We start from the raw sequence: 25652 nt of genomic DNA, 5'->3' as shown, positions 1-25652 counted from the left end.
TGTACGATACGATAGCCGGCCGCAGGAGGCGGCTGGGGCTGGCCGCCTAGGCCGTCCGGAAAAACGTCCGCACCCCCATCGGGGTACAGAAATATTCGAATTTTTGCGTTCCCCTGCGTTTTTCGAGAATGCGCGATCACCCCCCCCCTCGCGCAGAGCGCGAAGGGGGGTCCCGTCTCCTACACGTAAAACAGCAGGTCGTTGTACGTGGGCACCGGCCAGTGATCGCGATCGACGAGAACCTCGAGCCCGTCAACGGCGGCACGCAGCTTGTCCATGATGGGAACGATCTCGTGCGCGTAGGTGTCCGCCTTCTTCTGCTCGTCGGCGATCTCAAGCGTCTCGTGATGGCGCTTGCCCAAGGCGCGCAGGTGCGCGTCGATCTCGCGAATGCCCTCGGTCAGACGGCGCAACAACTCTTCCTGCTGGTCGACAGGGGCCGTCGGGCTCGCAGCGCGGATGGCGGTGATGTTGCGCGCCACCTCGGCGGCGTAGCTGTTGATGGCGGGCAAGTACGCACGGCGCACCATGCGCTTCATCGTGCGGGCCTCGATGTTCATCAGCTTGTTGTACTTCTCCAGCTTCACCTCGTAGCGGCTGCGCACCTCCGTCTCGGTGAGCACGCCGAACGTCTCGAACAGCTCGATGCTCTCCGGCGCGACAAAGCACGGCAGCGCGTCGGCCGTGGTGCGGTGGTTCGCGAGCCCTCGGCGGGCGGCCTCCTCCTGCCATTCGTCGGCGTAGCCGTTGCCGTTGAAGATGATGCGCTGATGGCGCTTGAGCGTCTCGCGAATGTAGTCGATGGCCGCCGCCTCGAACTCCTCGCCAGCCTTCCCCTCCATCGCGTCGGCGAAATCCTTGAGGCTTTTCGCCATGGCCGTGTTGAGGATCATGTTGCAGTCGGACAGGTTCACCGCCGAGCCCGGCATGCGGAACTCGAACTTGTTGCCCGTGAACGCGAACGGCGAAGTGCGGTTGCGGTCGGTGTTGTCGATGAGGAAGTTCGGCAGCACGGCCACGCCCAAGTCCATGGCCACCTTCTCGGCGCTCGCGTACTCGTGCCCGTCGATGAGCGCGTCCACGATGGCGTCCAGCTCGTCTCCCAAGAAGATGGAGACGATGGCCGGCGGCGCCTCGTGCGCACCGAGACGATGATCGTTGCCGGCAGATGCGACGGACATGCGCAAAAGTTCCTGGTAGTCATCCACCGCCTGGATGACGCCGGTGAGAAACACGAGAAAGCGCAGGTTGTCCATGGGGCTTTCGCCGGGGTCGAACAGGTTCTTCTTGCCGGCAGACAACGACCAGTTGTTGTGCTTGCCGCTGCCGTTGATACCCTCGAAGGGCTTCTCGTGCTGAAGGCACACGAGGCCGTGATGACTGGCCAGGAGGCGCATCTTCTCCATCGTGAGCAGGTTCTCGTCGATGGCGCGGTTCACGTTCGTGAAGATGGGCGCCAGCTCGTGCTGCGCGGGGGCCACCTCGTTGTGCTTCGTGCGCGCCGACACGCCGAGCGCCCACAGCTCGTCGTCGAGCTCCTTCATGAACTCGTTGACCGTGGGGCGGATCGCGCCGAAGTAGTGCTCCTCCAGCTCCTGGCCCTTGCACGGCGCGTAGCCGAACAGCGTGCGGCCGCACATGACGAGGTCTTGGCGCTTTGCGTAGTCCTTCTCGGAGATGAGGAAGTACTCCTGCTCGGCGCCGAGCGTGGGCACGATGTGCTGCCGCTCCCAGCCGAACAGCGCAAGCACGCGGTTCGCCTGCTCCTCCACGGCGTGCATCGAGCGCAAAAGCGGCGTCTTCTTGTCGAGCGCCTCGCCGGTGTAGCTGCAGAACGCGGTGGGGATGCACAGCACCTCGTCTTTGATGAACGCGTAGCTGGTGGGATCCCATGCGGTGTAGCCGCGCGCCTCGAAGGTGGCGCGCAAGCCGCCGGAAGGGAAGCTCGAGGCATCGGGCTCGCCTTGGATGAGCTCCTTGCCGGAGAAGCTCATGATGGCGCGACCGTCCTCGATGGGGTCGAGGAAACTGTCGTGCTTCTCGGACGTGATGCCGGTGAGCGGCTGGAACCAGTGGGTGAAATGGGTGGCGCCCTTCTCGATGGCCCACTCCTTCATGGCGTGCGCCACGACGTTGGCCACCTCGATCTCGAGCGGCTGGCCCTCCTTGATGGTCTTGAGCAGGCTCTTGTACGTCGCCGAGGGCAAACGCTCCTGCATCGTGTGCTCGTTGAACACCATCGAGCCGTAGATCTCCGAAACCATCGCCATGGCTGCGCGCTCCTTACCTCGTCTTCGCACGCGCCGCTTCGGCCGCGCGCCTGCATCATCCGCATACGATAGCACGGCCAGCGGAGGAAACAGGGATTCAACATGCGGTTATCAAACTAACGGCGGAATGTTTCCAGGGGGTTTCGTCGAGCGCAACCGACGCGAAAGTCACAACACGCGCTCGTAGAGGGCGGCGGCGAGGGTCGGGTCGATGCCCGGATAGAAACAGGGGCACTCGCCCGCGCACGCAAAGCCGCAGGATTCGTAGAGGCGGCGTCCGCGCAGGTTGGAAGCGAACGTGTCCAGACGCACGGCCCTCTTGCCCGACGCGCGCGCCGCATCCGCGCTGGCATTCACCAGCTGACGCGCGAATCCGCGTCCGTGGAACGCGGGCAGCGTGGCCACCACGTGCAGCACGGCCACATCCCGCGGCGCCGCCTCGATCTGCCACGCGCCTCGTTCGTAGCCGGGATCCGCTTCGCCGTTCATAACGAGCGCGCATGCGAGGCGCGACGCGCCCACCGCCGCGGGCGCGTCGGGATCATCTGCGCCCAGCGCGCCCACGAGCACCTCGCCCGCCTCCACCGACGCCCGCAGAAAACCCTCGGAAGGATGCTCGCCATGCCTCCACCTCACGTCGAAATCCGTGCCGCGCATTTCATCGATCATCCTCGTGTAGAATTCCACAACCGTGTCGAGCTCGTCGACTCGCGCCGCCCGCACCTCCAACATGCCCGCCCCTTCCCACCTCTTCCACGCCTGCATCGTGTTCGCATTGTACCCGATCGCGTGCCGAAACGACCATCGGCAACGCGATCTGGGTCCGATCTTTGATGAGGCCGATGCGAAAGCTAAGAACTCGAGCGGAACCGAAGCCCAAACGCGCCGAACGGCGCGCCCGACTACGACATTGCCCTCCTACAGGTTTCCAAGAGACGAATGCCGTCGATCCAACGATGCACGATCTCGCAACGAGCGCCACGTCGACATCAACTGACACAAATCAGAGCTTCCGACGAGGAAGCGCACAATCCAAGCAGTCCGATTCCGACAACTCCGGTTTGATCGGCAAGCGGGAGCATGCAAGCTCAAGCATATAAGAGAAGGGTTTCGCTCGCCCCCGCCCGCCATCCGACACCGCTCGAAGGCGATCGCCCCATTCCCGCACCTCAAAACATGCTCACCCTACAAAAGGGAGTTCGCCCACGGCAAATGGCGCCATGCCAAGCAAGGGCGCATCAACATCGCTGATTGCCAAACATCGATGCGAAAATCCAACATGCCATTGCCTACAGAGCAAATATTGCAGAGAGCGAGAAGAACAGCTGAAAGCCAATGACGCACGCAACGAGCAACATCAAACCGCCAAGCACTTTGCCGAGGCCACCTTGCTTCTGCACTTGGATTTCCTCTTCGCTTGCCTCCTGGTTCCCCGCTATGCTCCGATACGCCTTGCCCATGATCAAGAGGATTCCCCAAACCACGAAAACGAGGCATAGCGGCGCTAGCACGATTGCTGTAATGACGTCGCCCATCATCGAACTCCAATCCAATTGGGGTAAGGCAATTGTATCGGAGTGCTGCGGCAGGCGCTAGGACGCCCTCTGCATCCACTCCTATTACTGAGCCGTTCGCCAGCGCAACGCCATTGACAACCATGACGGCAAACACCCGCCGGCGTCCGCAGCCCCAACATAGCTGACGCCAACCCCGACAGGCCACACGACAGCTGCGTAAAGAGCATCGATCGCACGCCCGCATCGCCGGCATACGACAGCACGCCAGCGGAAGAAAAGGAGCCCGACATGCGGCCATCTAACGCGTGGCGGAATGCTTCGAGAGGGTTGCGGCCCCCTTCCCCTAGGGACTCCCGCTCACACGTACGACCAAGGTGCGAGATCTCCCGCGGCGGCAATCTCGCGCACCGGCACGCTGCGCGCAAACCCGGGGGCAGACGGGCACGAGCCGGTCGCGGCCCAACGCTCAACCGTCGACACAATACGCTCGCACGCTCTGATCGGAAGCTCGCGCGCCGCCGCAGACGCGCCAGGAACGCCGCATTCCAGCGCATTGACGAACAGCGTCTCGAACGGCGCCGTTCGCTCATCGCCGAGGACGACGATGCTGAGAGGGGCCCGCCCGTCGTCGAACAGGCCGCCGGGCAGCGACACGACCGCGCGAACGCATCCCGACGAGATCATGGCAGCGCGCACGCGGGGCTCGCAACCCCTTGATTCGTGCAGCACGGCGTTGCTCGCCGCTAACACCGCGATGCCGCCCGAAGCCCGATGGGCAAACGCCTGCTGCACCCATGCGAGGTTCGCCTTGTTTCTCGGGGGAATGCCAAACTTCCAACGCGCATCGTCGGGGTCGGGCGCGCGATCGGTCCATTCCCCCTGATTGGGAGGCAGAACCGACACCACCACGTCAGCCAGTTCGCCCGCATGCGCGTCATCGCTCAACGCGGAGCCAACGGCCAGCGCGCCGTCGTCGAAGGACCACCCTTCGCAACGCGCAGCCATCTTCGCCGCAAGCGCGTCGGAGAAGCGGACGGTCTGACCGCTGCAGCGCACCGCAGGAACGAGTCGCCGAAACGACGCGAGCGCATCGCCTGTGCCCAGGTGCGGATCGTAGGCTTGCACGGCCGAAGGATTGAACGCGAGCGCGATGCGCGCGACGAGGCCGCTGACGGAAGCGGGGCACGGCGCGTCCGGATCGAGCTCGTTTCTCAGGGCGAGCCAACGAAGCAGCGCCCCTCCCTCATGGCCGATCCGCAGGTCGCGCACCCGCTCGACCATGCGCCGCTGCGACGAGGCGTCCAACGACGACGTGCTCAAAGCGAGATCGCCCAAAAACGACAGCCCTTCGTCTCGAGCCGCGAAGCACTCGAGCTCCGCATCGACCTGCTTCAGGGGATCCTCGGCCGAAAGAACGCGCGCCCAAGATGCGCCGCCGTCCGCCAACCGCACGAACAGCACCGGCAGCACCTCCCATGCCGCGTCGAACATCGATGCGACCGCGCCCTCCGCACAGGGGAGATCCGACCGAACATCCCGCACGAGAGCCTCAAGCTCCTCGCGCGCCGTCGGCCCGGAAAGAGGCGCGACGGCCTCTTCGCGTCCTGCGAGCAAACCGTCGACCAGCGCGGCGGCGGCCGCACGAGCCGTCCTCGCCTCGCGCTCGCGCGCCTCGATCTCCTGCAAGATCGCCCGCATCTCGGCGTGGCGCGCATCTCTCTCATCCTCCCCGATCAGGGGGACCTCCAACGCGGCAAGCTTCTCGAGCGGCAACGCCAGCGCCTCAACCACATGGTCGACCACTCGAAGGCGCGGACGAATGCCCAATGAGGCGAGCGCGAACACGAGGGCGTCCACGGTCAGCGGGGAGGACGAATCCACGGTCAAGGCAACCGTATCGGCCAAAGGATACGCGCCTTCGGGCATCATGTGCGCCACGAGGTACTGTCCTGCCTGACCCACGACGACGCACGGACCGCTCACCCCCACCTCGTCCGTGCGCGCCACGACGCCCTGCGACGAGACGACCGGCAACGCGCCCTTCGCGCTGCGCCTGTCGGCCGAGAGAGGCGATCCCCCGCGCACCGCGCACGCGGTTCCCAGCTCCATCGCACGCGCCGAGCGCCTCGCGGCTTCGCGGTAGGTTTCGACCCCTTTCTCGAACAGGCGCCGATTGCGCGACGCGCAATCGCGCTCGAACGCTTCGCATTCGTCCAGTCGGCGTCTCACCGCGCGGCGAACACGCGCATCGGGCCATGGTACGGGAATATGCCGCAAGCTGCTCTCGGTGAGCCGCACGATCTGCCCTCCCATGTCTGCATGCGCGGAGGCCGGGATGCGCGAGAGCACATGCCGCAAGTAAGCGGTGTCCTCATCGTCGTCGCATGCGATCACATGGTATAAGTCGGTCGCCGAGAACTTCCCGCGCGCCTCCGTCACCTGCAAGCACCCTGTGGGAGCCTCCACGTTGCACACCGACCCCAGCAGGAGGAACCGCCCCTCGAAGGCGTAATCGTCAAACGGGACGAAGCCCGTCTCGACGTAGAGACGGTACGGGCCCTTCCGCAGAAGGCGCTGCGCCCCGCGCACGGGCGCGCAGCGATCATCGAACAAGCGCGCGACCTCTTCCAAGCGCTTCATCTCAATCGCCATCGTATTCCTCCCTCTTTCTGAACTCCTCGACCAAATCGAACACCTGCTGCCGATTGTGGACGTCGAGCTTCCGATACAGGTTCTTGCAGTGCGAGCGCACGGTGTTCTCCGACACGAACAGCGTCTCCGCCATACGCGCCACGTCGCGGCCGCGCATGATCAGCTCGAGCACGTCGGTCTCGCGGTTGGACAGCCCGTAGGTCTTTTTCAGCAGACGGCTGTACACGGGAACCATGTCCTGCGCCACGATGACGTTGCGCACGAGGGGGCGAGGCGCAGAATGCCCGCCAGACGGACGCACCGCCGAACCGCCGTCCCCAACGGAGGGCACGGCGCCTTCGGGCTCGGACTCGACGTCGCCGCCGATAGGGTCGAACGCCCGGTCGGCCTTCTCCCTGCGCCGCAAGTTGACCACAACCCCCGCAAACGAAAGCACGTAGGTCGACATGAGCGCGATGACGAGGATCTGCGACACGTCGTACGTCTGTCCCAGGGCATCGCCTACGGCGCGTCCTATCAGCACCCCGCCGTACACGATGCTCGAGAACACGCCGAACACCGCGATCGGATCCACTTGGCGCAAGTGGGCGATCTTGATGCAGGTGATCATCATGAAGATGGACACAAGCGAGAACGCCGCGTTCGCCACGCCAGCGAACAGCATGCGGTAGCCCGCGTCGAAAAACGGAAGGAATAGAAATCCGGTCATCACCGCGAGAAACACCGCGGCGTACACCGCCGGAAAAGAAAGGCGACCGTGCACTTTGTCCCACATCAAGGCCAGGCCTCCGGCCGCAACCAGCATCCCCAGGGCGAGCGTCACGTTCAAGACGGACGAATCGCTTCCGCTTTGCTGGGCGAACATGCGCGACACTCCGCCGACGTAGCCGATGGCCGCGATGCACAGCATGTAGCGCCATGTGCTGGACACGATGTTCGCAAGCGTGGCGCCGCCGCTCTGCCCAACGACTATGCCCGAAGAATCCCGTCGGAACACGCCCCCGCGGCATCGACGCAAAAACAGCGCGTTGAGCGCCACGATGCCCAGAACCGCGATAGCGTACAGCCAATACGAGGCGATGCATGCCACAACGAGGTAGAGCACCGCCGACAGCGCGGATCCGGCGACGATCCGTCGCGAGGCGATGTCCGCATCCTGCTCGGAAAACAGTCGCTGCCACATCACGAAGGACAAGGACGATCCCGCCCCGACGAGAAACGCCGAGAGGTTCTGCAACGCGGCATTCCTCACGACCACCGTCGCGAACAGCCCCACATACCCCAGCGTGAGGCACACGGTCGAATGGTACGTGGTGTCGCGTTTGCATTGCGACGGGAAGCAGAGGCATCCCAGCCCGAACGCAAGCAAGACGCCGATGTAGCCGATCGACCGCACCGTCTCAACGCCGTCCATGCCGCTGAACGACACCGACGTCATGGATGCGATGCGCAACAGCCCCCATGCCGATGTGGAGCTCAAAGTCAGATAGATGGCAAATCCGACGCTGTATGCGTCGAACGCGCGCGACACCTTCCTCAACATGGCACCCTCCCCGATGCTCCTCCCATGATGCCACCATACCGTCCCCGCTCCCTTTTCGTGGGTGAAAACGGCGAAATTCACCCATGCCATGTGAGGTTTTCCGACGAAATGTTCGTACACTGCGAACCGTTGGGCACGCATGCGGTTCTGCATGCCGGGAGATTAAGGAGGAGCGTATGAACACCAAGGGAGCGGCCTTCGATCGCCGCAGTTTCCTCAAAGGCGCGATGCTCGCAGGCGCGGGAACTGCCGCGTTCGGATTGGTGGGGTGCGCCGCGAACGGAGGCGCCAGCAATGAAGCGTCGTCGAACGCTTCGACGGGCTCCGGAACCGCGGGGCAGCTGAACGCCGAGACCATCGACAAGGGAACCTGGTCGTTCGAGGTCGCGCCCGAGCCCGTTGCCGAAAGCGAGATCGTCCAAACCTACGAGGCCGACATCATCGTCGTGGGAGCAGGCGTGTCCGGCTTGGCCTGCGCAGCGTCCGCCACGGAAGAAGGGGCCGATGTGATCCTGTTCGCCGCCAGCTCCCAGCCGGTTGCGCGCGGCGGATCCAACCATGGCATCGGAACGAAATTCCATGAGCGACTGGGCATCACCGACTACACGAAAGATACCGTCGATGGCTTCATCCGCCAGGAGCTGGCACGCAACGGCTACCGGGTTGACCAGAAGAAGTGGTACAAGTGGGTCAACAACAGCGCCACCACCATGAACTGGCTCATCGACCTCATGGAAGCGAAGGGCTACATCACAACGATGGAGATCGGCTACACCGACACCGAGGGCGTGTTCACCGCGCACCCAGGATCCCATAACTGGGTGGAGCAGGCGGACGGCAATGAGTCGGGAGCGGCCACGGGCGAGAACCTTGTCATCGCCATGTATGAGGAGAAGATCAAAGAGCAGGGCGGCCAGATCCACTACAGCACCGTCGGGCAGTACCTCGTCCGCGAGGACGACAACACCGGACGCGTCTCCGCCATCGTCGCCAAAGACCCCGACGGCAACTACGTGAAGTACGTAGGCAGGAAAGCCATCGTGCTCGCGACGGGAGACTTCTCTGCCAACCGGGACATGATGGCGAAGTACTGCTCTTGGGTCGCACCGCTTTTGCAGTACAACGAAGTGGATTACGACGCCATGTTCCAGTTCGGCGGCCTCGGGCCGGGCGACGGCCAGAAGATGGGGCTGTGGGTAGGCGCCGCTTGGCAGCAAACGCTTCCGAACGCGCCCATGATCGACGCCGTGGGCCCCATGCCGTACCGCCAGTCGATTGCCGACTTCTCGGGGCTGCTGCTCAACAAGAAGGGCGAGCGCTACTCGAACGAAGACGTCATCTTCTCGTACGGCACCTACGCCATGATGATGCAGCCCGACATGACGCGCTACGGCATCTGGGACGCCGCCTATGCGAACTGGTTCGACAGCTGGGAAACGTTCGGCACCACCATCGTGGAGAACGAAGGCAAGAACCCGACCACGCCCGAAGAGCAGCTCGCCTCGTGGGACAGCAACGTGGGGAAGGGAACGTTCGTCAAAGGCGACACGGTCGAAGAGGTCATCGCGCAGCTTGACGGGCTCGACCCCGAGAACGCGAAGAAGTCGGTCGAACGCTACAACGAGCTGTGCGAGGCGAAACACGACGACGACTTCCATAAAAACCCTGCGCTCCTCGCGCCGATCAAGGAAGGGCCGTTTTACGGGTGCAAGCTCGAGATGAACCCCTCCAACTTCCTCTGCGTGACGGGAGGCCTGCGCACCAACGAGAACATGCAAGTGTGCGACGAGCAGAACGAGCCGATCAAGGGCCTGTACAATCTGGGCATCATGGTGGGCGACAGCTACGCGAACTGCTACAACTTCGCCATCTGCGGCCACAATCTGGGCATGAACTGCAACACCTTCGCCTACATGCTGGGCAAGGACCTCGCCAAAGCGTAACCGAATTTCCGGCGGTCGGCCCGCGCTCGCGCCCGCCGACCGCACACTTTCCGAGGCGCGCTGGGGCCATCCTCCCTCCCTCGGCCCCAGCGCGCTCCAAAACATGCCCCCCGAACTTTATAGTAAAGCGCCGCCGACCTTCGCCGAGCCGATGATCGCATGCGGCTCGTCGTCGATGAGGGGATGCGCCTGATCGCGCGCCAAGCGCCAAGCGCCTCGGCCTCGCGCTTCGTCTTTAGATCGCAGCCTGAGCGAAGCCCGCCGCATACCCCAACGCGACGGGCTTCGGATGCAGCACACATCCTTGAAGGGCGGCGCCCCGATCAAGACGCGGGCGAGGTTTCCCGCAGAGATCCGCCGCGGAAGCCGCACGACCCGCAGGACCCATGAAAGTTCCGGGCGCTCGTTGCAGCCGAACGAGCTTCGCGCTTGCGGCGCACCGCAACGATATCGGCATCGACAAACCGCCACGCTACATCATGAACACCTTGTATGCATTGGCACAGTCGTCCAAGCTCTTCTTGATGGAGGCCTCCCCACGCAAGTACGTCAAGGACATTCTCGTGAAACGCCACTGTCCATCGATTTTCTCGTACGCATTATCGTAATGAGCGCGACCAACAAACTCGCCGCCATGCTTCGCGTCGTACAGATCGTCTTGGAGGGCCCAATGCGAAACAGCCGTCCCATCGCCGGTCAGATCAATCCAGTGATGATGACCATGATGGCTCGACGTGACGCCATCGGCGAACTTGGCTCGCATCGTGGCGATCATTCCCTCGCGCCCCTCATAACGCCCTCCCGTCGTGTTGTTGACGAACACGAAATCTTCGGCAAGGCAAGCCCGCAGTCCATTCCAGTCCTTCGCGTCGAGAGCATCCCAGTACTCGGCTTGGAGTCGCTCTATAGCTCTGATGTCTTCCAAGTCCTGTAATCGACGCTCCAAATCTTCCAACGTCGTCATGCCTGCTCCCCTTCCAGCGATGATCTACGGCAAACTGAACCCGCCTTCTTCATAGATGGTTTCCCCCGTGATGAACGATGCGTCCTCCGAAGCCAGAAACAGGGCAACGCTTACCATCTCGCGGACCTCGCCGTAACGCCCGAACGGCATCTTGGCCAAAAACGCAGCGCTCCTTTCGGGATCGTTGATCGTTCCGGCAGCGATGCGAGTCCGCGACGTCCCCGGAGCAACCGCATTTACATGTATGCCGTATTTCGCAAGTTCAAGCGCCATGATCTGCGTGAGCATCTTCACTGCGGCTTTCGATGGACCGTACGGGGTGACGCCAGCAACGGTCTTGCGCGAGGTATTTGAGCACGTGTTCACAATGCACCCTTCAACGCCGAGATCGACCATCGTGCGCGCAACGGCCTGACCAACGTAGAACACGCCATTCAGATTCGTGTCCATTACATCGAGCCAGCCCTCCTTGCTACACTCGAGAAACCCCTGTCGATGAACGATTCCGGCGTTGTTCATGAGCACGTCGATGCGTCCGTACCGTTCGATAACGTTTTGAACACCTTTTTGCACCTGGTCGTAGTCGCGCACGTCGCAATGCACGCAATAGACGCGATCATTGCCGTCGAACGCCTCCTCCATCGTATCGTCCTCGATATCGAAGACGGCAACCTGAGCGCCTTCCTTTACAAGCTGCTCCACCATGCCGCGCCCCAAGCCATTGGCGCCACCGGTGACCAACGCGATTTTGTCTACAAACCGCTCTCTCTCCATCGTCATCATCCTCCTTATCGAGCTACGGCTAGAGGCTCTGCCCGCCGTCCTCGAAGATAATCTCTCCCAACATGAAAGAGGACTCTTCGGAAGCGAGGAACAGCGCCGTATCCACAGCCTCCCTCACTTCGCCGTAGCGGTGCATGGGAATATCGTTCAAGAACTGCTCGTTCATCTTCGGGTTCGAACGGGTCGGCTCGCTCATGCGGGTCTTCGTCGTGCCAGGCCCGAACGCGTTGACGCGTATGCCGTACTCGGCAAGCTCCTTGGCGAACTGCTTCGTGTAAATGGAGATAGCCGCCTTGGTCGCCGGGTAGGCTCCGAGGTACTTCGGGATGAAACGGAACGTGTTCGAGGACGTGTTGACGATAACGCCCTTCGTCTTCCTCTCCACCATACGCTGAGCCACGGCCTGTGCCACGTAGAACGAGCCGTTCAGATTGGTGGCGACCACGCGATCCCACGCTTCCTTCGGGCACGTGAGCATGCCGTATTTCTCTCCGTCCTTGAAGCAGATCCCGGCGTTGTTCATAAGGATGTCGATACGACCGTACTTCTCGACGGCCTCGTCCACCATGCGATGCACAGCATCGTAGTCAGTCACGTCGCATGTAATGGTATGGACGCGCTCTTCGTCGCCGAACGCATCCTCGAGCGTGTCGACTTCGATATCGACCGCAACGAGCTCCTCGACGCCTTCTTTTAGGAAACGCTCGACCATGCAGCGTCCGATCCCATTCGCAGCCCCGGTCACCAGCACGACCTTGTTGTCAAATCGAGTCATGATACACCCCTCTTCCACGCAGTCCGACCCGAACGGCCTTTTCGGCATGCCGTCACCTCTCGTCGGCTGTTGCCAAGTGAAGATAAGTCGTAGCGCCTCCATCAGCTGCGATGAACTCGCCGTTGATGAAACTCGAATCATCGGAAGCAAGAAACACGACGACTGACGCTATTTCCTCGGGCAGCGCATAACGCTTCATAGAGGACGCTTCCACCAACCCTTTGCGGTTTTGACCACGAGGAAGCGTCATGCCAGAAAGCACCAAGCCGGGATTGACGGCGTTGACGCGAATACCGTACGCTCCCAGATCGGTGGCGGCGGCGCGCGTCATGCCCATGACAGCCGCCTTGGCCATCGCGTAGCCGATGAAACTTCCTGGCCCAAAATGCGTGCCTTGGTACGAACACGTGTTCACAATGGTCCCACCGCCCGATTCGATGATGGCGGGTGCGCAGTAGTGCATGCCGTTGAACACCCCCCAGCAGTCCACGTCCATGATGCGATTGAGCGATTCTCGCGTCTCGGTGAGAACGGTGCCGTTCTGGCACATGCCGGCGTTGTTGACGAGCACATCGAGCCGACCGCTCTCGTCGAGCACCTTTTTGACGAACGCCCGCCAGGCATCCTCATCGGCAACATCCATCGGAAACGCCACAGCCTCCCCGCCGTCGGCGTTGATGGCGGCCTCGACGCGCTTCAGCCCCTCTTCTTCGATATCGGCCATGTACACTTTGGCACCCTGCTGGGCGATCATCTTCGCTTCCATTTCGCCCTGACCGCCCGCCGCACCGGTGACGATGGCCACCTGGCCCTCGAACTTGCCCTCCCCTTCGGCGACGCGAGGCCAACGCTTGGCTTGCGCCTCAGCGTAGATCTTCTCTTCGAACTCCTTCTGACCGGGACCAGAGACAATGGCGTTGTCGAAAAATTCGGAACGCTTTGACTTCATTGCAATTCCTACCTTCCCTCGACGAAGGCCGCGCAGCGCTGAGCTTCGCAACGCGGCCGACAGGCCGTTTACTTCGCCAGCTCCACCGGAACAGCTTCAACGAAATAGGTCGTCACCGTGCCGATGAATTCGGCCGCATGCACGCTGGCTCGCAGCTTGAAGCCCGCCGTGCCACAGCACTCGTCAAAAGCATCCATGTCCTCGAACCAAAACTCCACCATGCCTTCGACGGGCAGGTCGGCATAATGAACGGGCTTTTCCGCCACCAGACGATCGACGACGAGGTTCTGGTTGTACCCGCAGTACCCGCTCATCAGCTTCACGAGCACAGAATGGGTGTACCACCATTCGTCATGGAACGTCATGGCATCGACGCCCTCTTTGCGATCGCAGAAGGAAACCCGCTTGATCGCTTTCCCATCAAGATAGGCCGGAACGAGCGTATCCTTCTTCTTCACGACCACCAATGTGGAAAGGGGAGTTTCAACAATCGGCTCCAAAGCGGTCAGCACCGTATCGCCAGACTGGCGATACGCCTCCTGCATGTCGCCGTAGCTGTCAAAAAACATCTCGATAAACCCATCGATGTCGATGGCCCCGCGACCTAAATGGGAACGTTGCTGGCGATCAGTGACAAAATTGATCTCGCACTTCCTAAGCTCGGGCATAGAGGCGACAACCTTTCGCACATCGTCCATCATCGCCTCTCGAAATGCATGTTCGGAAATCCCCTCGCGGCGTTTCAGCAAGCTGATCCTGGAAATCATGTCGAACTCCTTCCTTGGAACGTTTGTGGAACCGTCCTGTTTATCAGCTGCGCACCCAGACGCGCAGCTTCACAGGTAGCTATCTGCGATTAGGCACAACGACCTTACGCACTTGCCTCTTCCTTGGCCTTCATCTTTTTGTAGAACATCCACGCAAGCACCAAAAGCACGAGACCAGCAAGGCATAGCAACCCGAGAATGGGAAATGCCGAACTGTAGCTGCCCGTGGTTGCCAGGGCATTTGCGGATATCACTGGCCCAATGAACGATGCCAACGTATAGCCAATGAACATGAAGCCGTAATTTTGTCCAGCATTGCCCGGACCGTAGGCATCCGCACATACCGACGGCATGATGGCCATGATGCCGCCGAAGCAGACGCCCAGTATGCATGCTTCCACAATGAAGATCAGGGAGCTTGTAGCGTTGGCGAACAGGAACAAGTGAATGACCGCTGTCACCGCCACGGCAACGAACATGGTTTGGAAGCGCCCGAATTTGTCTGAGACGGCTCCGAGCCCCAAGCGACCTGCTCCGTTGGCAACAGCGAAAATGCCCACCATAAGAGCGCCCATAGCTGCATCCATACCAGCCTGAACCTGGCCTATCAAAGACACAGTGGACAACATCATCACACCGGTGCAGGCTACAGTGCCGAAGAACAACAGCAAAATCCAGAAGAACGGAGTCCTCAGCATTTCGCCAGACGTATAGTTCCTCACGTGCTTGGCATTGCTCTCAATCGGTGGCACCCATCCTTCGGGCTTGTAATCAACTGCAGGCATCTTCAAGAAACGGGACAGGACTATGAAACCAACGATGCAGAACACGCCCACAATGTTGAATGCGATACTCACATTAAAGTTCTCGATGATCATGTTGCCAGCTGGGGCCGAGAACAATGGGTAGATGGCCATGATGGCCAAAGCGACGCCGTTGGCGAATCCTCGCTTGTCAGGATACCATCGTGTAGCGATGGCGAGAGAAAGGTTGTAGCATATGCCGTCGCACACACCCACCAATAGACCAAATGTCACATACAGGACGGGAATGCTACTGGCAAAACCCGTAAGGAACCAGCCCAATCCGAAGCCGATGCCAGCAATGGTCATGATGATATGGGCGGGCACCTTGCGCTGCAACCATCCGCCAATGGGGCCGCTCAGGCCAATCATCGCGATGACGATAGTATAGGCGAACGACACCGACTGAGGCGAAAACCCATATGCCTCCATTAAGGGCTTCTGAAAAATGCTCCAGATATTCAGCGATGCCGTCAGCGCTCCGCACAAGGCCGCGCAGATCAAAATGACCCCACGGCGATACGTTTTAACTGACATACGTTCTCCTCCTTGCTTTCCTTCGAAACTTTCTTCCGAAACGAAAATCGGTTCGTTTCGCATGAAGATCCTGTCTCGCTATGCAATCACCTCCTTCGACGCAAAACCGCACCCAATCTCATTTCCTGCATTCCACGCTCTGTCAAGGCGCGCATCGGTACGATGCAGAGCGAGTCAATGTTCTATACAAGACAGCCCACGCGTCGGCCGTCGGCGAACGCATGCTTGAAAAACGCGTTCTCGCCGCCGAGCGTCGAGCCGATTTCGTGCACTTCGGGAACAATCGTCGAGACCATCTCGAAAAACGCCGCATCGCGCCGCTCGGGCAGCATGACCATCATGGAGTCGCACGGCACCAGCTCCTCGCCGCCCTCGGCGAACCTCAGCAACGCCCCCTGCTTGTTGAATTCGGCCACCGTGGCGTTGCGCACCACGCGGACGCCTTTGCGGTCGAACCACGGCTCGATGCGCTCCTTGTACTTGATCGGGATCAATCCGCCCACGTCTCCGTCTTCGGCAACCAGCACGATGTCCTTGCCGCGCTTGCGCATGAACTCGGCGCATTGAGCGCCTTCGGCTCCGGCTCCCCAGATCACGATCTTCTTGCCCACGGGGAAGAACTTCTCGCTCATCGTGGCGAGCTTGTCCGGCCCGAACATCTTGAGCGGCACCTGCGCGAGCTTCGACATCAAAGGGATGGTGAACACGTTCTTGCGGTTGATGCCGGGGATATCGGGAACATAGTAGGGCGACGAATTGGCCAGAACCACCGCATCGGGGGCCTCTCGGCGAACGAGGCGCTCGTCCACTTCGGTTTTGAGCTTCACGTTGACGGCCGACTTTTCAACCATGGCGGTCAGATGGTCGTAGATGTGCATGACCTCTTCGCACCCGCCGCTCTTGATCATGGCCGCCAGCTTGGTGCGGCCGCCCAGGGCCCCCGACTTCTCGTACAGCGTCACGTCATGCCCGCGCTCGGCGAGGGTCAAGGCGCACTCCATGCCGGCAGGGCCGCCGCCCACCACCATGACGCGCTTCTTCTTCTCGACCGGTCGAGCGGCGAGCTGGCGTTCTTGGCCCAGCGTGGGGTTCACGCGGCAGATGCGCGGCTGCGTCACCGGGTCCTCGCAGCTCGCGCAGCGCGTGCAGCGCATGATCTCGTCGGCGCGCCCCTCTTCCACCTTCCGAGCGAACCAGGGGTCGGCCCACAGCGTGCGCCCGAGCGCGATGACGTCGGCATCGCCGGCCTCGAGCACGCGCTCCGCCAAATCCTCGTTCATGCGGCCCGCGGTGATGACCGGCACGTCCACCGCGTTTTTGATCTGCCGCGCAACGGCCGTCCACAGTCCAACGCCTCGGTATTCGTCCATGTAGGGCTCCATGAACGCATCGGGCTCAGGATAGGGGAAGTAGTCCGGGCAGTAGCGAAACGGCGCGGGGCCGTATCCGTATCCGGCGATGCTGATGTATTGCGCGCCCGCATCGACGAAAGCGCGAGCGTTCTCGGCGGCCTGTTCGGCCGTGATGCCCTGCTTCGTGGGGTGGAACTCGCGTCCGTTCAGGCGGCAGCCGATGACGAAGTCGGGACCGCACGCCTCGCGGATGCCCTCGATGATCTCGCGCACGATGCGCGTGCGGTTCTCGACGTTCTGGCAGCCGTACTCGTCGTCGCGCTTGTTCCACAGGGGGCTCACGAAGCTGTCGAGGAAGTACCCGTGCGCGACGTGCACCTCGACGGCATCGAACCCGCCCTTCTGCAAGCGCACGGCGGCTTCGATGTGCAGGCGCTGCTTCTCGTGGATCTCGTCGACGGTCAGGCCGCGCGGTGCTTGGCACCACGGCTTGGGAACCGGCATCTCGTCTTCGGAAAGCGTCGACGAGGAGATCGGCGCCGGCCCGTTCGGATTCGGGACGGCCGACGGGCCGATGTGGTGCAGCTGCCCAATGGTGAGACACCCATGTTTGTGGACGGCCTCGTTGAGCTCGATCATGCCGGGGATGAACTTGTCGTCGTAGGCACCGAGGTAGATGCCTCCCGCAGGCTCCCACAGTATTGCCGCGACGTCGATGGCCGCAACGCCCCCCTCCGCCATGTTCTCGTACATGGCGATGGCGTCGCTGCCGTCGGCAGTGCAGTCTTCGTTCCAGCGCCACGACGACTGCGGAGCCTTGATCATCCTGTTCTTCAGCACGAAGGTAGGCGCTATCTCTATCGGAGACAAAAGCTTCTCGTAGCTTTTCATGCAACTCCCCTCCCAAGTCTTCCGATTACAGCTTGAGCGCCGCGGCGCGTCCCTGGCCCACCGCGTCGACCATGAGCGTGCTGCCAGGCCCCTTGCATGCGCCGATGGGATACACCTCGGGAGCAAGGTCTTTCAGCTGGTCGTACAAGCTCAAGCCGGAACCAGGAGACTTGAACACGAGGATGCTGTCGGCCTTGAGGTAGCGCTCTTCGCCGTCTTTGGCGTACGCGATGCCGCGCTTGTCGATCGAGCGGTACTCCACGCCGGCGACGATATCCACGCCGTTGTCCTGCAGCCACTTGAGCGAGCGGCTCTTGTAGCGCGGCGGCAGGCCCTCGCCCACCGTGTCCAAGTCCTCGAGCACGGTGACGTTCTTGCCGCGCTTGCGCAGGAAGATGGCGCCCTGCACCCCCTCGATTTGAGCGCCGAGCACGACGCAGTTCTTGCCGATGCCCGGCAGGGCGATCTGCGAAAGCTTGTTGATGGCGTTCGCGCCGAAGAGCCTGAGGGGCTTTTCTGCCAAGCGGGTGAGCTGGGGAACCGTGGAAACGATGCCGAGGTCGATGCCCGGGATATCAGGCGTGCCGTACACCCCGCCGGTTGCAACGATGATGGCGTCGGGCTTCATGGCGCGCACGTAGTCGGGCGTCACCGTCGTCTTGGTCTTGATGGTCAGCCCTGGCGTCTTCTTGGCCTGGGACGTCAGCCAGTCGATGAGCGCGGGTACGTTCTCGCACACGGTGCCCTTCACCATGGTGGCCAGGTTCAGCTCGAGAGCCAAGACGGACTCCTTCTCGCACAGCACGACCTCGTGGCCGCGCTCGGCGGCCACGCGAGCGGCCTCGAGCCCCGCTGCGCCGGCGCCCACCACGAGCACCTTCTTCTTCGCCTTCGCGGGCACGACGGCCATTTCGCGCTCGCGGAGAAACGCCGGGTTCACGCGGCAGCGGCGGTGCGGCGTCTCGTTCATGCGCAGCTCGTCGCACGTCGCGCAATGGTTGCAGCGGCGGATGTCCTGCGCGCGCCCTTCCGCGATCTTGTTGGGCATGTCGGGGTCGGCCCACAGGCCGCGCGCGAACATGGCCAGGTCGACCTCGCCCTTCTCGAGCGCCGCTTCGGCCTTTTCCGGCGTGGCGAACCCGACGCCGAACACGGGAGCGGACACGGCCTGTTTGATGGCGGCGGCCGGGGGGATGGAGAGGCCTTCGCCATCCAAACGGTCGAGGTACTGCTTCATGTCGTCGTCGGGCGACGGGTACATCCAGTAATCGAGCGCGAACTGCATGGGAACCGGGCCGTAGCCGTAGCCCGTCACGCTGATGTAGTCGGCGCCGGCGGCATCGTAGAACTTCGCGATCTCGACGCCCTCCTCGATGGTGATGGCATCCGGATGGCCGTACTCCTGGCCGTTCGTGCGCACGCCCACGATGAAGTCCTCGCCGCAACGCTCCTTCACGCCCCGGATGATCTCGCACGCCAGGCGCGTGCGGTTCTCGATCGATTGGCAACCGTACTGGTCGTCGCGATGATTCCACACGCGCGAGGCGAAGCTCAGCAGGAAATAGCCGTTCGCCGCGTGCACCTCGATGCCGTCGAGGCCGGCCTTCTTCGCACGCTCGGCGGCGTCGATGTAGCGCTCTTTGAACGCGGCGATCTCCTCAAGGGACAAGCCGCGCGTAGGATGGCAGTACGGCTCGGGACTCGGAAGCTCCTCTGCGCTCAGTGTGGACGAGCACCACGCCCCTCCCTTCGTCTTGATGGCGGCGCCGTTTTGGAAGATCTGGGCGATGAGCTCGCACCCGTTGTCGTGCACGACGTTGGCAAGCTTGGTCAGGCCCGGAATGAACTTGTCGTCGTACAGGCCGCCAAGCGGATAGGTTTCCACGGTGTACACGCCGCCGTCGGCATCGTCGATGAGGGTGGCGGGGTCGTCGCAAATCATGCCGCCCAGGATGATGGCCGATGCGCCGCCTTTGGAGATGGCGTCGTACAGACCGACGATGCGGTCGTTGCAGAACTGGCCCGGATCCCACGACATCGCGGACGACGGCGCTTTGACCATGCGATTGCGCCAAGTGTGGGTGCCGATGGTTATCGGCTCAAGCAACTTGTCATAAGCTCTCATAGCGTTGTTCCCCTTCTCATTCAATAAGCTGCATCGTGTTGGTGCTCGGCGAGTACGCCTTCCTAAACGGAGGGCGCGACCACGGGATAGGTCTCGGTCAGGTAGGTGTCGATGGTTCCGACGAATTCCGCAGCATGCGCAGACGCGCGGGCGAATTCGGGCGATGCGCAGAACTCCTCAAGCGCCTCTTGCGTTTCGAACCACAGCTCCACCAGGCCCTCAACCGGTAGTTCGTCATACGGCACGGACACGCCGCCGTCGATGCGATCGATGACGAGGTCTTGGTTATAGCCCACGCATCCGGGGATGGTCTGCACCAGGCGATCATGAACGTTCCACCATTCCTTGGCGAAGCACTCGGAGCTCACGCCCTCGGCGCGACCGAGGAACGACACGCGTTGGATGAGCTTCTTGCCGCGCAGGTGCTCGGGGATCTTGACGACGCTGCGCTTGGCCAGCACGAGAATCGGGCAGTGGGGGTTGGCGAACAGCGGGACATCGTTCGCCCCCTCGCCCTGCAGCGACTCCACACCCTCGAGCATGTCGCCATAGCTGTCGAACTGCAACTCCGAGTACCCGTCGATACGCACCGGACCCTGAGCACGGGAAGGCTCCGCACCGACCACGACGTGCTGGTCGTACTGACGCAAGTTCGTCATGGCGCTGGCGATGGGGCCGTGAACGTTCAACCAGTAGCTTTGGAATTCCTCGGCACTCATGTCCTCCCGCTTTTGCATCAAACCGCATCTGCTGATCACGAAAACATCCTTTCCGGATTGGACGTGCAAAAGGTGCCACAGCTTAAACATCGTTTTTATCTGCGAAGATACTGCCGCATTGAAACCGTCGCGCACATTCGCTAAGAACGTGGGCTATGCAAAGGCCTTGCACAACCGTATGCTACGGCCATACGAAGCAGGCCTCAATAACGCACTTCAAACTCATAAGGGCACTGAAAAGTAAGCATCTCCTCCCCAATCGCACAGCAATTCTTCGAATCGCGAAACGGGGATTCCACTACACCAACCTGGCCATCCTCATGAACAAGAGCGCCAACACCAGCACAGATGAAGTAACTAACACGTACGGCCCGTTCCATCGCAAACTGACCTCAACTGGCGACCGCCCGACCAAATTGGAGACGGCAACGACATTCGCAGACGCCGGGCAGAGCGCATTTCCCATCGCCCAGCTAATTGACAAAACAAGCGCTGCATAGACAGGCGTGACACCGCATCCGGAAGCGTTCATGACCCCTCCTGCCGCGGCAACAATCGCGACAGGATGGATGCCAACGGCCGAGGTTGCCAAAGTGAGACCGATCACCGCCACAGTGAGCAGCAACACGCTCTGCCCTACTGACTGCGCAAGCGCCCCTGCCAGAACGTCGCCCGCATGAGAAGAGCTCATACCCTGCGCGAAAAACCCTGCTCCGACGAAGAGCGCTATCTGGTTTCCCGCCAATGGAAGCTTTCTTTTGAAGTACTCCTCTCTGAGCTCTTTTTCATATACCGGCAACTTCCCGATGCCCATCATCCACGCAGCAGGAAGGAGAAGCGATGCCGTAGCAACCGCAACGATAACGGACAATCCCGCCATCTGGGAAAGAGCAATTATGAAAGCGATCAGAGCCAAAAAGAACACGCATAGTTCGATGATTTTCGGCAAATCGGGCACATCCGAACGATCCTCGCTCGTTTCCGTCGCGCGAGGAGAAGCCCTCCCCTTTTCCCCAACGCAAACCATAAGGGCGCCAACAGCGCCGGCGAGAAGCGCGCATGCGAAAGCGGCAGGGAAAAGCTCCATCCAATCGACGCCCGTCAATTGAACTGTCAGCGCAATTGTCGCCGACGTTGGCGCCCAAATCATACAAGTAACGAATCCCCTGCTCAAAGCCGCACTTATTAGTTCTTTTCTTTCGCAGTGGTGGCTTGTCCGTGATATCTCGTAAGAAAGAGGGACAGCTGCAATGCTCAACAAAACGCCCAGAAGGGCGGTCATGACGCTTACCAGAGCATAGTAACGCGTGCCAGTACCCGCATGCCGACCAAACGCCTTACGCAACGGATCGCCATACCCACCGCAGCGAATCGGAATTCCCAAAAGCGGCACCATGATGAACATGACAACAAGCTGAGAGTTTTCCTGCAAGGCCTGTTTCCATGCGGAAAGCGGCGCATGCGAGCAGATGAGCAAGACAGCACCCGAAAACAGCAGCAACGTGCCGATTGTTCTCGCCGACCCCTTTGAAGAAACGAAGCTCAGTGCAACCACAGCGGTCATCAAACCCAAATTCAGGGAGTCGATCAACGGAGATTCCAGAAACATGTTCGCGATAAAGCTTATACCGAAGCAAAAGGTGACTGCGCTTTTCGCAACGAGCAAGAGGTCCTTCGCGCCGGCCACACCGCACCCCCCCTCAAAAAACGGCAGAGCGCTTCAAAATGCGGAAGGAGCGCAGGAGAAAGCGCCCCTTTCCCCTGCGCTCGAAAAATCAGAACGCGCCGGCAATCCCGATCACCCTTCCTTGGAGTAAAACCCTTTCAGAAGAAAGACGCTGGTCAAAAACGTAATAAGGATAGCTCCGAGAATCAGATACGTAATGGACAGCTGATCTCCTGTCGCCGCTATGAGCGCAGTTGCCGCAAGAGGAGCCAAGCCGCCAAAGATGGCCGCTGCGAGATTGTAGGAAAAGCCCACGCCGCTGTTGCGGAGCTTGGTGGGGAACACTTCGGCAGAGACAACCGCAATGGCCACCGCGAGGATCGTCTGGAAAACGATGAGAATCCCCAACAGCGCGATCATGATAGCAGCGTTCGTCTGCTGCACCAGCACCGAGAAAACAGGATAAGACAAAAGAAGGAACCCCAAGCAGCCAACGATCAGGCATTTTCGTCTTCCTATCCTGTCGATAAGCATACCCATAACGGGACACAAGAGCAGATAGATCGCGATGACCGAAGTGTTGACCACAAATGCGCTCGATAGCGAGGTGTCCATGAACTCCGAAATGTAGGTGGGCATATAAGTTATCAGAAGGTAGTACGTCGCGCTGGAGCCCACAAGCAGACCCACCACCGTGACGATGGGCTTCTTGTAACGAAGAAACAGATCTTTGACGGGCGCATGGGGCTCGTCCGTCCCACCCTCCTGCTCTTTCATCTTGAGAAACTCCGGAGAGTCAGGGACGTTCTTGCGCATGTGAACGCCATAGACAGCGATCAGTATTCCGCAGGCAAACGGCACGCGCCATCCCCAATCATACAACGCTGCCTCGGGCAGGATCGTCGTGACAAGCAAACCTGCCGCAGAGCCGAGAAGAAGGCCGCATCCCACGCTGAACGGCTGCCAACTCACGAGGAAGGCCCTGTTGTTCGGCGTTCCGTATTCTGCGATGAACGTGAGCGACGATCCGAATTCCCCACCTGTCGCCAAACCTTGCAGAAGGCGCAATACGGTCAAGAGGATGGGCGCGACAATTCCCACCTGGGAATACGTAGGCAGAAGACCCATGCACAGAGTGCATACCCCCATGCAGAGGATCGTGAGCGTCAAGGCCTTTATCCTCCCATGCTTGTCGGCGTACATGCCAATAAGAATGCCGCCGATAGGACGAACGAGAAAACCTGTACCAAACACCAGAAAACTGAGCAAAAGTCCGACGATCGGATCGTCGGAAACAAAGAAGTCCCTGGAAATGATCGTTGCGAAGTATCCGTACAATCCGTAGTCAAACCATTCCAGCATGTTCCCAAGACTTCCTGAAAACACCGCCCTAGCAAGCGAGGTCTTCTTCTTTTCGGGTACCGTAGGTGCCTCCATATCTCATCCTCTCCCGAAAGATCCCAAGACGGTCACGCAACTTATAATGAATCATGAGCACTCGGCAGCTAGACCACCTCCCTCTCTTGCGCTATACCGCCTCTCACCGATGCGCTCGCACGGCTTAAGACACTGACATTTTGACCGGGAAGGCAAACATGGCAGCTTGGACAGCTTCACCCAAGCTTTCACGCTTCCGACATCTACACGATTTCCCGCGGGAAGTCCCATTACCGCAAGCTTTCCCCTACCCGCATGATGCGAGTATTCAAAATCGACTTCAATAACGCACTTTGAAGTCAGAAACATACGAAAAAGTAAGCGGTGCTTGCCCTCGAACCGTTCTTATTGGGAAACACGCCCACCTCGCACCGACCCTCTTTCCCAAACTGAAGGCGCGCGCATATGCGCGCGCCGGATATAACGCATCACGCTGTTTGCCGCCCACAGTCGAAAGAAGGAAAAGGAGCTGCCCCTTCTTAGCCCCACATATCAGAGTCGCACTGGCACAATAGGCTGCGACTTCACCAAATACGTCGTGATGTTATCGATGAACTCAGCTCCATGGGCTCCTGTGCGCTTAAACGCCGAAGTTCCGTAGCACTCGTCGAAAGCCTTCATGTTCTCAAACCAGAACTCCACTACGCCTTCGATAGGCAACGCTTCAAACGATGCCGGCTCCCCCTGCACGATCCGGTCGATAACGAGATTCTGATTGTATCCGGCATACCCAGTCATCGTCTTAACCAGAGCGGAGTGCATCTCCCACCACTCTTTTTGGAACGTTGCCGCGCTTACGCCGTCCTTGCGTCCGAGAAACGACATCCGCTTGATCAGGTTCTCGCCCTGCAGATAAGCGGCAACGGGCTTGTCCACCTTTTTCACCACGACAAGCGCCGGAACGTCGGGGGATGCGAATTGAGCGTAATCAACCGAAAGCGCGTCTTCGATTGCGGCCATATCACGCATCATGTCGCCGTAACTATCGAAGAACATCTCAGTGTAACCATCGATCTCCGTCGAACCGCGATCAAACGGCGAGCGTTGCTCGTTATCAACGACCACATTCGCCTCGCACCCTTTCAAATGAGGCATCGTTCCTACAAGCTTTCCATGCGCTTGTGTCAGGTACGCCGCGAACTCTTCCGAACTCAGCCCATCCTTCTTCTTGAGTAAGTTGATTCTCGAAATCATGCCGACCATCCTTTCTGCACCTCTCCGCCGTCATCGGGCCATGCGTTTTCTTGGAACGCGCCCTTGCCTCGTATTCTTACGACCTCGCGAAAAGCATGCAATATCGCACTTAATAGTGCGTTTCTCACCCAAAGGTGAGGAGTCGAACGATCAATCGCTCCAAAGACGGCTTGGCCGGCCGCCCTCTTGGCAACCGACCAGCACACCCGGCGATGAGACGGCAGACGGCCGTTATGCTTCCTTTATCCCCCCGCCCTCTCCCTCGCTTTGCGCAGAAAGCTTCGAGGTATCGAACTCCCAAATGATGCGCTCTCCGACATCCGCCCGAGAGACGCCGTCTGAGCTTCCGTACACTACCGCCCCGTTACACATTGTCCCCTTTGTTCTCAACAGCGTCTCTTCCGAAAACCCTCCGTACACAGCCCCCCAGTCACGGATGAAATACAGGACGTTTGCGAAGCTAATACCCTTTCTTGTAAGCAAATAGTCGACATGCAGAGGCTTTGCCTCGACGACGATCCGCTCGATGATCCCCTCCTGCTCAAGTTCGCTCAAATGCTGGCTAAACATTTTATGGGATATGTTGTAAGGAATGCTTTTTCTCAATTCACTATAGCGAGCCCTTTTGTCGGGAGCCATGCTCAGATACCACACTATGAAGGGCTTCCATTTCCCACCCAATATGGAAGCGACATACGAAAGGGAGCACGAGGTTAAATCGTCCATGTTCTCGAGCATTCACAGCCCTCTTCCTTCGATGAGCAA

19 protein-coding genes are annotated in these 25652 nt (G+C 60.4%); 1 reads left to right on the top strand and 18 read right to left on the bottom strand.

What is annotated here, in order from left to right:
- Window positions 1–179 precede the first annotated feature (179 nt).
- The 5 genes from B5F40_RS09415 to B5F40_RS09395 form a co-directional block, all read right to left on the bottom strand.
- Complete coding sequence (locus tag B5F40_RS09415) at window positions 180–2270, bottom strand: glutamine synthetase III family protein (RefSeq protein WP_087194079.1); 2091 nt, start codon at window positions 2268–2270, stop codon at window positions 180–182.
- Between the two features lie 168 nt (window positions 2271–2438).
- Window positions 2439–3002 carry a GNAT family N-acetyltransferase gene (locus B5F40_RS09410; RefSeq protein ID WP_087194078.1) on the bottom strand — a complete coding sequence of 188 codons (564 nt, stop codon included), beginning with the start codon at window positions 3000–3002 and terminating at the stop codon, window positions 2439–2441.
- 557 nt (window positions 3003–3559) lie between these two features.
- Window positions 3560–3808, bottom strand: coding sequence for a DUF3784 domain-containing protein (locus B5F40_RS09405; protein ID WP_087194077.1), 249 nt, complete (start codon window positions 3806–3808; stop codon window positions 3560–3562).
- Window positions 3809–4144: 336 nt separating this feature from the next.
- Window positions 4145–6439 carry an N-6 DNA methylase gene (locus B5F40_RS09400; RefSeq protein ID WP_087194076.1) on the bottom strand — a complete coding sequence of 765 codons (2295 nt, stop codon included), beginning with the start codon at window positions 6437–6439 and terminating at the stop codon, window positions 4145–4147.
- Window positions 6429–7982: a helix-turn-helix domain-containing protein gene (locus tag B5F40_RS09395; RefSeq protein ID WP_162610947.1), complete on the bottom strand. Its 1554-nt coding sequence runs from the start codon at window positions 7980–7982 to the stop codon at window positions 6429–6431. Before B5F40_RS09395 ends, B5F40_RS09400 begins: the two co-directional genes overlap by 11 nt.
- 176 nt (window positions 7983–8158) lie before the next feature.
- Between B5F40_RS09395 and B5F40_RS09390 the strand changes: the two genes are divergently transcribed.
- On the top strand, window positions 8159–9925 hold the full coding sequence (locus tag B5F40_RS09390; RefSeq protein ID WP_087194074.1) for an FAD-dependent oxidoreductase: 1767 nt from the start codon (window positions 8159–8161) through the stop codon (window positions 9923–9925).
- A 472-nt stretch (window positions 9926–10397) separates the two neighbouring features.
- On the opposite strand, the gene B5F40_RS09385 is transcribed toward B5F40_RS09390, so the two are convergent.
- The 13 genes from B5F40_RS09385 to B5F40_RS09325 form a co-directional block, all read right to left on the bottom strand.
- Window positions 10398–10889: a nuclear transport factor 2 family protein gene (locus tag B5F40_RS09385; RefSeq protein WP_087194073.1), complete on the bottom strand. Its 492-nt coding sequence runs from the start codon at window positions 10887–10889 to the stop codon at window positions 10398–10400.
- 24 nt (window positions 10890–10913) lie between these two features.
- Window positions 10914–11663, bottom strand: a complete 750-nt coding sequence (locus tag B5F40_RS09380) for an SDR family NAD(P)-dependent oxidoreductase (RefSeq protein WP_087194072.1) — start codon at window positions 11661–11663, stop codon at window positions 10914–10916.
- Between the two features lie 28 nt (window positions 11664–11691).
- A complete protein-coding gene (locus B5F40_RS09375) occupies window positions 11692–12447 on the bottom strand; it encodes an SDR family NAD(P)-dependent oxidoreductase (protein ID WP_087194071.1) in 756 nt (251 codons plus the stop codon).
- Between the two features lie 52 nt (window positions 12448–12499).
- A complete protein-coding gene (locus B5F40_RS09370; protein WP_087194070.1) occupies window positions 12500–13396 on the bottom strand; it encodes an SDR family NAD(P)-dependent oxidoreductase in 897 nt (298 codons plus the stop codon).
- 68 nt (window positions 13397–13464) lie between these two features.
- On the bottom strand, window positions 13465–14163 hold the full coding sequence (locus B5F40_RS09365; RefSeq protein ID WP_087194069.1) for an EthD domain-containing protein: 699 nt from the start codon (window positions 14161–14163) through the stop codon (window positions 13465–13467).
- A 104-nt stretch (window positions 14164–14267) separates the two neighbouring features.
- Window positions 14268–15503 carry an L-lactate MFS transporter gene (locus B5F40_RS09360; RefSeq protein WP_087194068.1) on the bottom strand — a complete coding sequence of 412 codons (1236 nt, stop codon included), beginning with the start codon at window positions 15501–15503 and terminating at the stop codon, window positions 14268–14270.
- A 182-nt stretch (window positions 15504–15685) separates the two neighbouring features.
- Window positions 15686–17746 carry an FAD-dependent oxidoreductase gene (locus tag B5F40_RS09355; protein ID WP_087194067.1) on the bottom strand — a complete coding sequence of 687 codons (2061 nt, stop codon included), beginning with the start codon at window positions 17744–17746 and terminating at the stop codon, window positions 15686–15688.
- A 25-nt stretch (window positions 17747–17771) separates the two neighbouring features.
- Window positions 17772–19871 (bottom strand): oxidoreductase, encoded by a 2100-nt coding sequence (locus B5F40_RS09350; RefSeq protein ID WP_087194066.1) that lies wholly within the window; start codon window positions 19869–19871, stop codon window positions 17772–17774.
- A 62-nt stretch (window positions 19872–19933) separates the two neighbouring features.
- The gene (locus B5F40_RS09345) at window positions 19934–20629 is read right to left on the bottom strand and encodes an EthD domain-containing protein (protein WP_204217371.1); all 696 of its coding nucleotides are present in this window, start codon (window positions 20627–20629) and stop codon (window positions 19934–19936) included.
- A gap of 259 nt (window positions 20630–20888) precedes the next feature.
- Entirely contained in the window at window positions 20889–22277 is a 1389-nt protein-coding gene (locus B5F40_RS09340; RefSeq protein ID WP_087194065.1) for a C4-dicarboxylate ABC transporter, read from the bottom strand.
- Window positions 22278–22388: 111 nt separating this feature from the next.
- Window positions 22389–23693, bottom strand: a complete 1305-nt coding sequence (locus B5F40_RS09335) for an MFS transporter (protein ID WP_087194064.1) — start codon at window positions 23691–23693, stop codon at window positions 22389–22391.
- 492 nt (window positions 23694–24185) lie between these two features.
- On the bottom strand, window positions 24186–24887 hold the full coding sequence (locus B5F40_RS09330; RefSeq protein WP_087194063.1) for an EthD domain-containing protein: 702 nt from the start codon (window positions 24885–24887) through the stop codon (window positions 24186–24188).
- A gap of 231 nt (window positions 24888–25118) precedes the next feature.
- The gene (locus B5F40_RS09325) at window positions 25119–25625 is read right to left on the bottom strand and encodes a winged helix-turn-helix transcriptional regulator (RefSeq protein ID WP_087194062.1); all 507 of its coding nucleotides are present in this window, start codon (window positions 25623–25625) and stop codon (window positions 25119–25121) included.
- Between the last annotated feature and the right edge of the window lie 27 nt (window positions 25626–25652).

This window comes from Gordonibacter sp. An230, assembly GCF_002159915.1.
Taxonomy (GTDB): Bacteria; Actinomycetota; Coriobacteriia; order Coriobacteriales; family Eggerthellaceae; genus Rubneribacter.
Note: the sequence above shows the minus strand (reverse complement) of the source record. Positions and strands in the feature narration are given on the sequence as shown.